General features: G+C 54.9%; 12 protein-coding genes. 3 read left to right on the top strand and 9 right to left on the bottom strand.

Annotated elements, in window-relative coordinates:
- Positions 1-5: 5 nt before the first annotated feature.
- From creD to creA, 4 genes are read right to left on the bottom strand one after another with little or no spacing between them, the layout of a single operon-like run.
- Positions 6-1,373, bottom strand: coding sequence for a cell envelope integrity protein CreD (gene creD, locus HV334_RS03555; protein WP_103766852.1), 1,368 nt, complete (start codon positions 1,371-1,373; stop codon positions 6-8).
- A gap of 57 nt (positions 1,374-1,430) precedes the next feature.
- Complete coding sequence (creC, locus tag HV334_RS03550) at positions 1,431-2,855, bottom strand: two-component system sensor histidine kinase CreC (RefSeq protein ID WP_103766853.1); 1,425 nt, start codon at positions 2,853-2,855, stop codon at positions 1,431-1,433.
- Complete coding sequence (gene creB / locus HV334_RS03545; RefSeq protein ID WP_047500122.1) at positions 2,855-3,544, bottom strand: two-component system response regulator CreB; 690 nt, start codon at positions 3,542-3,544, stop codon at positions 2,855-2,857. Before creB ends, creC begins: the two co-directional genes overlap by 1 nt.
- A 12-nt stretch (positions 3,545-3,556) precedes the next feature.
- Positions 3,557-4,030, bottom strand: a complete 474-nt coding sequence (creA, locus tag HV334_RS03540) for a protein CreA (RefSeq protein WP_016151621.1) — start codon at positions 4,028-4,030, stop codon at positions 3,557-3,559.
- Positions 4,031-4,241: 211 nt separating this feature from the next.
- Here creA and robA point away from each other — a divergent pair, with 211 nt between their 5' ends.
- The gene (gene robA, locus HV334_RS03535; RefSeq protein WP_003837295.1) at positions 4,242-5,111 is read left to right on the top strand and encodes an MDR efflux pump AcrAB transcriptional activator RobA; all 870 of its coding nucleotides are present in this window, start codon (positions 4,242-4,244) and stop codon (positions 5,109-5,111) included.
- On the opposite strand, the gene gpmB is transcribed toward robA, so the two are convergent.
- Positions 5,108-5,755, bottom strand: a complete 648-nt coding sequence (gene gpmB, locus HV334_RS03530; protein WP_016151619.1) for a 2,3-diphosphoglycerate-dependent phosphoglycerate mutase GpmB — start codon at positions 5,753-5,755, stop codon at positions 5,108-5,110. The two genes, robA and gpmB, sit on opposite strands and share 4 nt — an antisense overlap.
- Positions 5,756-5,807: 52 nt before the next feature.
- On the opposite strand from gpmB, the gene yjjX reads away from it, so the two are divergent.
- Positions 5,808-6,323, top strand: coding sequence for an inosine/xanthosine triphosphatase (yjjX, locus tag HV334_RS03525; RefSeq protein WP_016151618.1), 516 nt, complete (start codon positions 5,808-5,810; stop codon positions 6,321-6,323).
- 75 nt (positions 6,324-6,398) lie between these two features.
- On the opposite strand, the gene trpR is transcribed toward yjjX, so the two are convergent.
- Together trpR and sltY are read right to left on the bottom strand one after the other, a co-directional pair.
- Positions 6,399-6,725, bottom strand: coding sequence for a trp operon repressor (gene trpR, locus HV334_RS03520; RefSeq protein WP_019078321.1), 327 nt, complete (start codon positions 6,723-6,725; stop codon positions 6,399-6,401).
- An 89-nt stretch (positions 6,726-6,814) separates the two neighbouring features.
- A complete protein-coding gene (sltY, locus tag HV334_RS03515; protein WP_181221183.1) occupies positions 6,815-8,752 on the bottom strand; it encodes a murein transglycosylase in 1,938 nt (645 codons plus the stop codon).
- A gap of 408 nt (positions 8,753-9,160) precedes the next feature.
- Between sltY and ettA the strand changes: the two genes are divergently transcribed.
- Positions 9,161-10,828, top strand: a complete 1,668-nt coding sequence (ettA, locus tag HV334_RS03510) for an energy-dependent translational throttle protein EttA (RefSeq protein WP_003019019.1) — start codon at positions 9,161-9,163, stop codon at positions 10,826-10,828.
- A 99-nt stretch (positions 10,829-10,927) separates the two neighbouring features.
- Here ettA and nadR read toward each other — a convergent pair whose 3' ends face one another.
- Complete coding sequence (gene nadR, locus HV334_RS03505; protein ID WP_016151614.1) at positions 10,928-12,157, bottom strand: multifunctional transcriptional regulator/nicotinamide-nucleotide adenylyltransferase/ribosylnicotinamide kinase NadR; 1,230 nt, start codon at positions 12,155-12,157, stop codon at positions 10,928-10,930.
- 65 nt (positions 12,158-12,222) lie between these two features.
- Positions 12,223-13,605, bottom strand: coding sequence for a DNA repair protein RadA (radA, locus tag HV334_RS03500; RefSeq protein WP_053389006.1), 1,383 nt, complete (start codon positions 13,603-13,605; stop codon positions 12,223-12,225).
- Between the last annotated feature and the right edge of the window lie 44 nt (positions 13,606-13,649).

The raw sequence follows: 13,649 nt of genomic DNA, 5'->3' as shown, positions 1-13,649 counted from the left end.
CTGCCCTATTTCCACAAGCGAAATTCCTCGCTCTGCGCAGGCTGAAGCTCTGGAAGTTCTGTAGATTTTGGCTTTGTTTTTGGCTGTGCCAGCGAGTGCCAGTCAAGATGACGCGTCAGGAACATGACCCCACACAGCGCGAACAACAGCACGCCGGTTCCCAGCAGTAAAGAGCTATCCTGTGAACGTAGCAGCACCCACATCACACCATCCAACCCCAGCAGCGCCACGGTGAACAAAATACTGTTCCGCCAGCCCTGCAATATCGCCTGCAGATACACACCGTTCATCAACGCCCCCACCAGACTTGCCGTAATCCACGCCGCCGTAAAACCAATGTGTTCCGACAGTGCCAGCAACAGCAGATAAAACATTACCAGCGATAGCCCCACCAGCAGATACTGCATCGGGTGCAGGCGCAGATTGGTCATACTTTCAAGGACGAAGAAAGACATAAAGGTCAGCACAATCAGCAGGATGGCATACTTTGTCGCCCTGTCCGTTAACTGATACTGATCTGCTGGCGTGGCGACGGCGACGCTAAACGCTGGCATGCCCAGCCAACCAATCTTTTCGTCGTTAAAGCGCTCGCCGAGGTTGTTCGCAAACCAGCTGCTTTGCCACTGAGCCTTGAATCCTGATTCGCTAATTTCGCGCTTAGCCGGGAGGAAGTCCCCAAGAAAGTTGGGATGCGGCCAGTTGCTGGTTAAGGTCATTTCACTGTTACGTCCAACCGGAACGACGGAGAAATCGCCGGTTCCGCTCAAATTAAGCGACAACGCCATGCTCAGATTTTGCTCAGCCCAGCTCGCATCGGGTAGCGGAATGTGGATCCCCTGCGCACGTCCATCCAGCCCCGTCCCAGGCTCAACGGCCAGCGACGTTCCATTGACCTGCGGCGCTTTTACCACGCCAATCCCACGCGCGTCCCCCACGCCAACCACAATAAACGGTTTGCCGATGCTGATATTTGGATGATTTAAATCACTCAAGCGTTCGGCGTTAAACTCAGCCTTCACCGAAACATCATTGTGCCAGACCTGGCCCTCATAAATACCGATTTTACGCGCTTCAACGTTCTGATTCCCCTCAACTACCAACGACTCCGGCAGCCAGAAATGGATATAGCTACGCTTACGCTGGATTTCTTTGCCATCCTCCAGTGAGGTGTAAAGTTCCGTTACCGGAATGGCTATCAACGGTCCTACCATCTTTTGCGGCCCGCTGGTGCTCTGTCGGATAGCATCTTCGACTTCATCGCGGTAATCCGATCGCTCCACGATGATCTGCCTGACCATAGTCAGCGGAATTAACAGCAGCAGTATTGCGCCACCTAAGGTGACTATTTTCCAAAACAGGGGTGATTTAAACATAGCGTTCTCCTTTGCAATATCAGCAAGGTAGAACAGCTATGTGCGGAGAATTTGAAGTTATGTGAAGTGAGCGTGAAGCGTAAACGAGGCCTGTGCGCCGCCTTGTGGTCGGTTGCACAATGTCACCGTCCCCTCGTGCAGTCGCGCAACCTCACTGACAAACGCCAGCCCTAAACCGCTGCTCTTATGCCCATTTTCACGGGGCAGCGAATAGAAACGCTCAAAAATACGCGGCAACGCGAAGTCGGGGATCCCGCTGCCGCTGTCGATTATCTGCAACGTGACCAGTTCATCCTGCTGATGCGCGCTCAGCGTAATCGTCCCGTCCTGTGGCGTGAAGTCGATAGCGTTGTCGAGCAAATTCCCCACTGCCTGCTCCAGTAACGCAGGATCGGCGGCGACGCTAAGCGATGAAGGCATAATGGTAAGCGTGATGTTTTTTGCCGCCAGTTGCACGCTACGCGCCTCTTTGAGCTGAGCAAACAGCGCATCTACCGCCACTGCCGTCAACGTAATGTCCTGTCGATTCTCCAGTCGCGCCTGGCGTAACAGGGTTTCGACCAGCGCCTGCATACGCGTATTTTGCGTCAGAATATTATCAGTAAAGCGCGCAACCACGTTCGGCGGCGGACCTTCGCGCAAAATCTCAGCCGCGCCGCGAATGGCCGCCAGCGGACTTTTCAGTTCATGCGTTAATGCATAAACATACTGCTCAATGTAGTTTTTGCCCTCCAGCTTCAGTCGCATACTTTCCAGCGCCTGCGCCAGTTTACGTAGCTCGCTGCTGCCTAAATCAGGCAGTGGGACGGGGCGATTCTCGGTAACGGAGTCGGCATAGCGCGCCAGCCGGGCGATGGAGCGGTTTATCCACCATACCATCCCGATGCCAATCACTAAGGCAATGCCCAGCAATACGGCGCTGGCCCACAGCATCCGCCGTTCACTGCGTTTAATCACCGGCGCCATCGCCGCGTTCGGTTTACCGACACTAAGCACTCCGATAATACGTCCGCCGTCTACGATCGGCGCGGCCACGTACATCACTGAACTTTCCGGATCGTTCGGGTTTTGCGGCGTACTGCGGGCGCCATATTGCCCACGCAAGGTTAACCACACGTCGTTCCAGCGAGAATAGTCCTGACCGACAACCTGGTTTGCGGAATCAAACAACACTTTACCCTGCGCGTCCGTCATGTAGACATGGTATTCATTACGGACTTTGTTAATGCCGCTGATATTGGCGCTGAATGGGCGGTTATGCAGTTGCGAAAATGCCTGCGCCAGCTTGCCGTTGGCGGGAGAGTCAGAGAGCAAGTCATCGCGCGCCAGCGCAGCCAGCAGCGTGGCGGTATCAATCAAAGTGCCTTCGGTCGCCCGGCGGACGCCTGGTTTAATTTCCTGCACAAAGATCGACAAAACGAACCAGGCGGCGACGGCAACAATCAGAAAATAGCCGAGCAACAAACGCATGCCAATGCGCATCAGACGCTCCTCAGGCTATATCCCATACCGCGATGCGTATTGATGGGGGAAAGCTCAGGGTTGATAGCCCGCAGCTTGGCGCGCAGCGTTTTGATGTGAGTATCGACCGTTCTGTCAAAGGTGTCCTGTGCATCGGCCCAGACTAAATCCATCAACTGCTGGCGTGAGTAAATGCGCCCCGGCGACAACAGCAACGTTTTCAGCAACAGAAATTCATAGCGCGTCAGGTTTAACGGCTTGCCGAACCAGGTAATCTGCGCGGCCAGCTCATTAAGCTCAAAATCGCCGCAACGCGTCGTCGATGAAGGAGCAGAGAATTTCTGCACCCGCCGCAGCAGCGTACGCACGCGGGCGCACACCTCGCGCGGTGAGAAAGGCTTGGCAACATAGTCATCCGCACCAATTTCCAGCCCAAGCAGGCGATCCACCTCATCGCTACGCGCGGTCAGAAACAGGATCGGCAACGCCGGATGCCGCTCCAGCAGGCGTCGACACAGTTCAAAACCGCTGATATCCGGTAGTCCGACATCCAGAACGATTGCATCAGGACAACGCTGGCGAGATTTCTCCAGCGCAGGTAACCCGCGCTCAAACGCTTCCACGCTAAAACCTTCCTGCTGCAGCATGTAGATGAGCGTATCGGCAATGCCCTGCTCATCCTCAACCAACCAGATCAACGGTTGTTGCATTTTGCTTCCTTGTTATTCCCGCCACGGCATGATGGGCACCGCGCTGATGGCATTTTTGGGCGATCCATCGACCACTTTATCTGAATAGGCCAGATAGGCCAGGGCATTACGTTTCGCGTCGTAAAAACGCACGACCTGTAAGGATTTAAACACCAGCGAGGTACGTTTTTTAAATACCACTTCGCCCTGCGCTTTGCCGTTCTTGATTCTGTCGCTCAGTTCTACCGGCCCCACCTGCTGACAGGAAATGGCGGCATCGGAGGTATCTTCCGCCAGCCCCAGCCCACCTTTGATGCCGCCGGTCTTCGCCCGGCTCACGTAGCAGGTCACGTTGGTAACATCTGGATCGTCAAACGCTTCGACCACAATTTTATGATCCGGCCCAAACATTTTGAACACCGTATCGACAGATCCAATCTGCTCCGCATGGGCGACCTGCGCCAACATCAGCAGAATTGAGGAAATGATTAAGCTCTTATATTTCATATTGTTACCATTTTTAAAAGTTACTCTGTGTAATTATTCGACATTCTAAGATAAAACGTATACAGATCACAGGATTACAATAATCACGCTTTCGAATGATCGAAAAAAGCATTTATGAGCAAAAAAAACACTGAATGCTAAAACAGCAAAAAATGCTATTATCCTCATACCTGACGTCAGGTACTCGTTGTTGAAAGGATGAGGATATTTTATGGATCAGGCTGGCATTATTCGCGACCTATTAATCTGGCTGGAAGGTCATCTGGATCAGCCTTTGTCGCTTGACAATGTGGCGGCAAAAGCAGGCTATTCCAAGTGGCACCTGCAGAGAATGTTTAAGGACGTGACGGGCCATGCTATTGGCGCCTATATCCGCGCCCGTCGTTTATCGAAATCCGCAGTGGCGCTGCGCCTGACTGCACGCCCAATTCTGGATATTGCGCTGCAATATCGCTTTGACTCTCAACAAACCTTTACCCGCGCGTTCAAGAAACAGTTTTCCCAGACGCCTGCGCTGTATCGCCGTTCGCCGGAATGGAGCGCGTTTGGTATTCGCCCGCCTATGCGACTGGGTGAATTTGCCATGCCTGCGCACGAGTTTGTCACGCTGGAAGATACGCAACTGCTTGGCACCACACAAAGCTATTCCTGCTCGCTGGAGCAGATTTCAGATTTCCGTCATGAAATGCGAATTCAGTTCTGGCGCGACTTCCTTAGCCAGGCTCCTGCGATCCCACCGGTGCTGTACGGGCTGAACGAAACGCGTCCGAGCATTGAAAAAGATGACGAGCAGGAAGTGTTTTACACCACAGCACTGACGCCGGAACAGGCCAATGGTTATGTGCCGTCGGCACAGCCTATCCTGCTACAGGGCGGCGAGTATGTCATGTTTACCTATGAAGGGCTGGGGACCGGCGTACAGGAGTTTATCCTGACGGTTTACGGCACATGCATGCCAATGCTGAACCTGACGCGCCGTAAAGGGCAGGATATCGAGCGATACTACCCGGCAGAAGATGCCAAAGCGGGAGATCGCCCGATCAACCTGCGCTGCGAATTCCTGATTCCGATTCGCCGCTAGCGTTGCAGTTCGTCTAACGCAGGGGCGTCCAGATGTGAGATGTCCCCTGCCGTTTCAACTACCCATCCCGGCGCCAGCCACAAACTTTCCTGGTAATCGACGCGAGAAATAGAACAGTTGCGCAGACGCAGGCGACGTTCAGCCCATGCCGGTAATCCCAGAATCGTACTCACCAGGCAACCCAGTGCAATACCGTGACTGACCAGCAGCGGACGACTCCCCGGCGGCAACTCCAGACAGGATGCCAGCGCCGCGTGGACGCGATCGCTCAGTTCCTGCATCGATTCCCCTTCCGGAATACGCCCCTCCACCGTACCGTTCACCAACTGGCGACGCCAGCCCTCTTCTTCCGACGTCAGCGTATCGATATGGCGTTGCTCCAGCACGCCCATATTCAGCTCGCGCAAACGTGAGTCATAGGTGATATCACAGCCACAGGCCTGGGCGATGATTTCTGCGGTGCGTCGTGTACGACCTAAATCGCTGCTGATGACATGCGTAATACCAAAAGTGCGGGCGCGTTCGCCCACCTGCATGGCTTGCTGTTCACCTTTAGCGGTCAGTGGGCTGTCTGACTGGCCTTGAATACGTCGCTCGGCGTTCCACTGCGTTTCGCCATGGCGAACAAGGTATACCTGTAACATGCTTTTTTTCCGTTATACTGCGATGCGATGAATTTTCAAACTGAGCTTAATTATGCACAAGGTTATCTCTGCGACCACCAATCCTGCCAAAATTCAGGCAATTCTGCGGGCATTTGAAGAGATTTTCGGGGAAGGATCCTGCCATATTGAACCCGTCGCCGTCGAGAGTGGCGTGCCGGAACAACCTTTCGGAAACCAGGAAACGCGCACTGGCGCACGAAATCGCGTTGATAATGCGCGCCGTCTGCACCCGCAGGCTGATTTTTGGGTCGCTATTGAAGCGGGAATTGACGACGATGCGACCTTCAGTTGGGTGGTGATTGATAATGGCGTCCAGCGCGGCGAAGCCCGTTCAGCCACGCTGCCATTGCCTGCTGTCATTCTCGACAGAGTCCGTCAGGGCGAAGCGCTCGGTCCGGTGATGTCGGACTACACGGGTATTGATGAGATTGGCCGTAAAGAGGGCGCTATCGGCGTCTTTACCGCGGGCAAGCTGACGCGCTCAAGCGTCTACCACCAGGCGGTGATTCTGGCGCTCAGCCCGTTTCATAACGCAGTGTATTTATAGCGTTGTGCCGGATGGCGGCTTCGCCTTATCCGGCCACAACCGCGCCACATAATTAGGCCTGAAAGCGAAGTGCCATCAGGCATTTTTTAGCAGCACCTGCTCCAGCCAATGACGCAGATCCACCGGTGCAGATTTGAGGCTGTTCGACCCCCGTGTAATGGTGGCGATCCCCGCCCCGAGCTCGTTTTTAAGCTCGCGCTGACTCATCTCGCCGCGCAGCAGCTCTTCAATGATACGCACGCGCGTGCCCAGCGCTTCGCGCTCATCCGGCGTTAACATCAAATTGAGCAGGGGCAGGTGTAAGTCTTGTTCATAGGCGTGTTTAAGCAGATCGACAAAACGTAACCACTCCTGGTGACGCTGTTCTGCCATCTCTGCCGAATAGGGTGATTGCTGAGTCATAAGTTATCGCCATCGTTGCGGGGGAAGCGTGCTTGCCTCCCCCTTTTGTACTCTTTAACGAGTACGATAGCATAACACAACCGACACGATCAGTAACGACGTTGCCATTCTGAGTCGCTCATCAACTCCGGCTTATCACCAAGGAAATAGCGATAGTACGCATCGTAAGCCAGCACGTTCTTCACGTAGCCACGCGTCTCAGAGAATGGAATGCTTTCGACAAACGCGACAGCATCGATACGACCCGCGCTATTGCCAAGCCAGGTGCGAACGCGCCCCGGTCCAGCGTTATAGGCCGCCGACGCAAAAATGCGGTTATTGCCGAATTGCTGATAGACATACTGTAAATAGCTGGTACCAATGTTGATGTTGGTATCAGGATCCAATAGTTGGCTCGGGCTGCTGTAACCTGGAATCGAGAACATTTTCACCGTATGCGTCGCCGTGCCCGGCATAATCTGCATCAGCCCGCTGGCGCCAACCGGCGATTTCACTTTCGGGTTCCAGGCGCTTTCCTGACGCGCTATCGCCATCGCATAGCTTGGCGGAATATCCTTGCCGCTGGTGTAGCGTGTAAACAGATCCTTGTAGGCCAGTGGGAAACGCTCTTCCAGATGATCCCACAGCTTACCGGCGATCGTCGCTTGTACGCTCAGATCCCACCAGTGATTGTTGAACGCGTAACGCGCCAGCTGAGCCTGCTCAGACTTCGTGCGACTGGTGACCAGATTCGCCCATTCACTGCGCGCGGTATTGTCCAGATTCCAGTACATTAGCTCGCGCACACGTGCCATTTCCGGTCCCTGAGTCAGCGCAGAGTCAACGTTTGCCGGGGCTTTATCCACTTTCAGCTCGTACTCTTCACCCAGACGCTGTGCCGCCACCATCGGATAGAAACCGCGCTGCTGCATGAGCTGGTGCAGGATCTCTTTGGCTTCCGCCTCACGCCCGCGCTCAAGCAGCAGATCCGCCTGCCAGTAACGCCACTCATCTTTATCTTTTGCTTCCATTGGCAGACGCGCCAGCCAGGTATTCAGACCACGACGATCGCCGGTTCCCAGCGCCATGCGCACACGGCGCTCCACAAGCGAGGTGGAATTCGAGCGCATAATGGCGTCATCGCGCCATTTGGCCTGCTCATCGGTAACGTCATTGCCCATCAGACGCCAGGCGACGATGTCGCGCAGCTCCTGGGTTTGCTCGTCATTCAGCTGTTGCGCCTGCGCCAGAGACGGGATCATCAGGCGGGCATTTTCCGCGTCCTGACGCGCCACGCTGGAAAAAGCCACCGCCGCCATCTGTCGGGTGAAATCCGTCGCGCCAGTGGTGCGTGCAAAGGTCATCACCGAATTCGGATCGTTGGCCAGCGCGATGATCGCCGAAGCGATAGTTTGGTATTGCGCGGGCATCTGTCCAGCTAACGCCGTGACCAGACCGGTATTCCCGGCTTTCATCGCCAGACGAATACGCTCCAGATACGCCAGCGGATCCTGAGTTCCTGAGGCGCGCCATACGCCGAATAATTTGTCACAGGCGTTCGGCTGGCTTTTCCCGCTCAACCACAGTTCTTTCGCGCCCTGCCAGGCCTCTTCGGTTTGCCCGGTGCTCCATTTCGCAAAGTAATAGTTGCATTGCGCTTCCGTGGTACCCGGTTTTTCTGGGCTGAACGCCAGTAGTCCACGCCAGTCCTCCCGTCGCGCCAGTTCATTCACGAAACGTGATTGCAGAGTACGCGCGGGGGGCAGCGTCGGGTTGGCGCGCACAAAATTGGTAACGGTAATGGTGGGCTGATTCATCAGATCGTCAGTAATCTGACGATATTCCAGATAAGGATACAGAGGATAATTCTTCAGGCCGGGCATCATCTGCTCTACGACATCCATCTGTCGGTTATCCCAGGCCTGTTTAATTTGCGCATAGCGACTGCGCTGCTCATCCAGGGAATCGGCTCGCGCCACTTGACTGACCGTCAGCAGACATACGCTGGCCGCCAGCAGGCGCCAGGTAAATTGATTGGCTTTGTCCACAAGCTCTTCCTCTTCTCATGTTACGTCTGTGCAGCATCATGCCGCTTAATTAGTTCATGCTAACCAGACATTGCAGAATGCGCCACGTCACGGACACTTTTTTACTTTTGTTGCGAGTGAGATCTGCTGGCTGGGATTGGGCAATGAAAAAGGCTACACTTCGCCTTTGATAACTATTTACCAATAATTAGCCCTAAATAATTCAAGTTGCAGCAAGGCGGCGAGGGAGTAAATCCCCTGAGCGTACAAAGTGCGTGACTGGGGGGAACAACAAATCTGTCAGGAACAGATTTGAACGCTGCGGAGCAGCGGCCCGCAAGGGCGAGGCTCATGGATGAGCCGAGTAACTCACAGCCAACGCATCTGCAGCTTGAAGTATGACGGGATAAATAAAGAGGCGAGTCCAACGTGGCCCAATTTGTTTATACCATGCATCGTGTCGGCAAAGTCGTTCCGCCGAAACGTCATATTCTTAAAAACATCTCACTGAGCTTCTTCCCTGGCGCCAAAATCGGTGTACTTGGTCTGAACGGCGCGGGTAAATCAACCCTGCTGCGCATCATGGCCGGCATTGATACCGATATCGAAGGTGAAGCTCGCCCACAGCCTGGCATTAAAATCGGTTACCTGCCGCAGGAACCGAAACTAAACCCGGAACATACCGTTCGTGAATCCGTGGAAGAAGCGGTTGCCGAAGTGGTTAACGCGCTGAAAGGTCTGGATGAAGTGTACGCAAAGTACGCCGAGCCGGACGCCGACTTCGATAAACTCGCTGCGCAACAGGGCAAGTTTGAAGAGATCATTCAGGCGCACGACGGTCATAACCTGAACGTGCAGCTTGAGCGTGCCGCTGACGCCCTGCGTCTGCCGGACTGGGACGCTAAAATTGAGAACCTCTCCGGTGGTGAACGCCGCCGCGTCGCGCTGTGCCGCCTGCTGCTGGAAAAACCAGACATGCTGCTGCTCGACGAACCGACTAACCACCTGGACGCCGAATCCGTTGCGTGGCTGGAACGCTTCCTGCACGACTTCGAAGGCACCGTGGTGGCGATTACCCACGACCGTTACTTCCTCGACAACGTTGCGGGCTGGATTCTGGAGCTTGACCGCGGCGAAGGTATTCCATGGGAAGGCAACTACTCCTCCTGGCTGGAGCAGAAAGATCAGCGTCTGGCGCAGGAAGCGTCTCAGGAAGCGGCTCGCCGTAAATCCATTGAGAAAGAGCTGGAGTGGGTGCGTCAGGGCGCTAAAGGCCGTCAGTCTAAGGGTAAAGCCCGTCTGGCACGCTTTGAAGAGCTGAACAACACCGAATACCAGAAGCGTAACGAAACCAACGAACTGTTTATCCCACCTGGAGCACGTCTGGGCGATAAAGTCGTTGAAGTCACCAATCTGCGTAAATCCTACGGCGATCGCGTTCTGATTGACGACCTGAGCTTCTCCGTACCGAAAGGCGCCATCGTCGGCATCATCGGTCCGAACGGCGCGGGTAAATCTACCCTGTTCCGTATGATGTCCGGTCAGGAACAGCCAGACAGCGGCACCATCACGCTGGGTGAAACCGTCAAGCTGGCTTCCGTTGACCAGTTCCGTGACGCCATGGACAACAGCAAAACCGTGTGGGAAGAAGTTTCCGGCGGGCTGGATATCATGAAGATCGGCAACACCGAGATGCCAAGCCGCGCCTACGTAGGCCGCTTCAACTTTAAAGGTGTTGATCAGGGTAAACGCGTAGGCGAACTCTCCGGCGGTGAGCGCGGTCGTCTGCACCTGGCGAAGCTGCTGCAGGTTGGCGGCAACATGCTGCTGCTTGATGAACCAACCAACGACCTGGATATCGAAACCCTGCGCGCGCTGGAAAACGCCCTGCTGGAGTTCCCGGGCTGCGCGATGGTTATCTCGCACGACCGTTGGTTCCTCGACCGTATCGCAACCCACATCCTGGATTACCAGGATGAAGGTAAGGTTGAGTTCTTCGAAGGTAACTTTACCGAATACGAAGAGTACAAGAAACGCACGCTGGGCGCAGATGCGCTGGAGCCGAAGCGTATTAAGTACAAGCGTATTTCGAAGTAATTACCGTTAAGCGCCGGATGGCGGCGTTACGCCTCATCCGGCCTACGAGGTTAGTGCGACTTGTAGGCCGGATAAGCGCAACGCCATCCGGCATTTACGCTATCTCTGCTCGCCCATCAACTCTTTCACCAACTCCACGCAGCGCAGAAATCGACCGTCATAGTCGGGCTCCTGAACGTGCACAAAATTGATATTGTTTTCCTGCAGCATCTCGACCAGCAGCGACTGAAACGCTTTTCTGTCAACCGAACTGCCGAGACTGCGTAAGCCATCCGCCACCCATGGAGTATTGTTCTCCAGCAGGATCACCAGGTCAAAGCGATACTCGTCAATCAGGGCCTGCACAAACGGGTGTTCACGCCCTTCATACTTTTTGCAGAAGGCCTGAGTGGTAACGAAATCGGTGTCGATAAACGCCACTTTATTGGCATACTTGACAGCAAAATCAATGTATTGGGCTTGTCCCAGGGCGATTTTATCGTAGTCGGAATACTGCAACGCCATCTCATCACCGCCCAAATGGGAGAAGACGTAATCACGCCCATATTCCCACGCACTGGTAGTGTTAAAGATATTGGCGAGCTTGTTCACCAGCGTCGATTTTCCGCTCGACTCTCCGCCGAGGATCGCCACAGTGCGCACGAAAAACGGCTTCACTTCTGTAGGAATATACTCCCAGTAGCGAAACGGGTTCTCACGGATTTGCCCGCCGCTGATGTTCATAAACGTTCGTTTGGGATCCACCAGCACGGTTTCGATCCCCAGATGTTCCAGATACTGCGGGGCATCTGACTCTTCAGAGGTGTAAATCCAGTTAGGCTGGATCCCTTTCTCCTGCATAAACGTTTTGATCCCGTTGCTCCACACATCCCAACCGTGTGGGTACGGCTCCATACCCTCTTCGTTGAAGGCATGAATACGGATATTTTTCTGATACTTAAAGGTTTGCAGCAGCCAGCGTAGACGATCGGGCACCGTGGGCTGTTGCGACATAGCGCTGTCTTCAAACAGACTGCGATCGCGCGTGTCGTCATACCCCATGATGATATGCAGTTCATCGACCTGACTACACGCGCGCTGGATAAGATAGATATGGCCGGTATGCAGCGGATAAAACTTACCGAATACCACACCGATATTCTTCTGCTGGCGCGGAAACTCCAGCCCGAGAAACCGGTGCAACGCCTCCAGCTTTTGCGCGCTGGGGCTTTTAATTTTGGCATTCAGCAGTTGGCTTAAATATCCCTTGGTCATGCCACTGGCATCTGCCACCTGTTGCAGGGTACAGCCCTTTTGCTTAATGGCAGTTTTCAGATAATCAAATGACACAAGAGCCTCCTGCTGTAAAAATAAACGTAATACCCAATACCGCCGGAAAGACGACGGGTATTTTATTATAGGTCGTCAAACACGCTTAAAGCATCCGTAAGCTTCTTAACGCCAAAGACCTGCATCCCTTCCGGCACTTTTTTCGGCACGTTGGCGGCAGGAACAATCGCCCGACGAAAGCCGTGCTTCGCCGCTTCCGAAATACGCTCCTGGCCGCTGGGTACCGGACGGATTTCGCCCGCCAGTCCCACTTCGCCAAAGACCACTAAGTCCTGCGGCAGCGGTCGGTCGCGCAGGCTGGAAACCATTGCCAGTAGCAGTGCCAGATCGGCGCTGGTTTCGGTAACCTTCACGCCACCGACCACGTTGACGAACACGTCCTGATCCGCCATCTGCAAGCCGCCGTGACGATGCAGCACAGCCAGCAGAATCGCCAGACGGTTCTGCTCCAGGCCGACCGCCACACGACGCGGATTCGCCATCATCGAATGGTCGACCAGCGCCTGAATCTCCACCAGCAACGGGCGCGTGCCTTCCCAGACCACCATCACCGAACTGCCGGAGGTGACTTCATCGCCACGGCTTAAGAAGATAGCGGAAGGGTTGCTAACTTCACGCAACCCCTGTTCGGTCATGGCAAAGACGCCCAGTTCATTCACCGCGCCAAAGCGGTTTTTATGGCTACGCAGAGTACGAAAACGAGAATCGGCGTCGCCGTCGAGCAGAACCGAGCAGTCAATACAGTGCTCCAGCACCTTTGGACCGGCCAGCGAGCCGTCTTTGGTGACGTGGCCGACCATGACAATCGCCACGCCGCGCGTTTTGGCAAAGCGGGTCAGGTAAGCCGCGGTTTCGCGCACCTGTGCCACGCTGCCCGGCGAAGACTGAATGTCCGCCATGTGCATCACCTGAATGGAGTCGATAACCATCAACCTCGGCTGTTCTTCTTCGGCAATCAGGCAAATTTGTTCGATACTGGTTTCCGACAGCATGTTCAGATTCGCCGTCGGCAGACCGAGTCGATGCGCGCGCATCGCCACCTGTTGCAAAGACTCTTCGCCGGTGACGTACAGGGTTTTCATCTGCTCAGCGAGCTTGCACAGCGTTTGCAGCAGCAACGTTGATTTCCCTGCGCCGGGGTTACCGCCAATCAGGATGGCGCTGCCGGGCACCACACCGCCGCCCAGCACGCGGTCAAACTCTTTAAATCCGGTGGAAAAACGCGGCAACTCTTCAAGGCTGATATCAGACAGCTTCTGCACTTTTGCGACGCCCGCATTCCCGGCATAGCCGCTGAGCCGCTCGTTACGCGCCACCGTTGGTGACGCGGCAAGGCGTACCTCGGTAATGGTGTTCCAGGCCTGACAGGCGCTGCATTGCCCTTGCCAGCGCGGGTAATCGGCCCCGCATTCGTTACAAACAAAGGCGCGTTTTGGAGCTTTGGCCACGTTTTACCTCTTTCGTTAGCGCGTTTACCGGACAGCGTGGGCGC

The sequence above is a fragment of the Citrobacter sp. RHBSTW-00944 genome (assembly GCF_013615435.1).
GTDB classification, from domain to species: domain Bacteria; phylum Pseudomonadota; class Gammaproteobacteria; order Enterobacterales; family Enterobacteriaceae; genus Citrobacter; species Citrobacter braakii.
This window is presented reverse-complemented; position numbering and strand designations above follow the sequence as displayed.

What these genes read in the sequence shown, in the direction of transcription:
- yjjX (WP_016151618.1), top strand. Translation starts at nt 5,808, where the DNA reads ATGCACAAGGTTATCTCTGCGACCACCAATCCTGCCAAAATTCAGGCA.
- creD (WP_103766852.1), bottom strand. Translation starts at nt 1,373, where the DNA reads ATGTTTAAATCACCCCTGTTTTGGAAAATAGTCACCTTAGGTGGCGCA.
- creB (WP_047500122.1), bottom strand. Translation starts at nt 3,544, where the DNA reads ATGCAACAACCGTTGATCTGGTTGGTTGAGGATGAGCAGGGCATTGCC.
- creC (WP_103766853.1), bottom strand. Translation starts at nt 2,855, where the DNA reads ATGCGCATTGGCATGCGTTTGTTGCTCGGCTATTTTCTGATTGTTGCC.
- robA (WP_003837295.1), top strand. Translation starts at nt 4,242, where the DNA reads ATGGATCAGGCTGGCATTATTCGCGACCTATTAATCTGGCTGGAAGGT.
- gpmB (WP_016151619.1), bottom strand. Translation starts at nt 5,755, where the DNA reads ATGTTACAGGTATACCTTGTTCGCCATGGCGAAACGCAGTGGAACGCC.
- creA (WP_016151621.1), bottom strand. Translation starts at nt 4,030, where the DNA reads ATGAAATATAAGAGCTTAATCATTTCCTCAATTCTGCTGATGTTGGCG.
- trpR (WP_019078321.1), bottom strand. Translation starts at nt 6,725, where the DNA reads ATGACTCAGCAATCACCCTATTCGGCAGAGATGGCAGAACAGCGTCAC.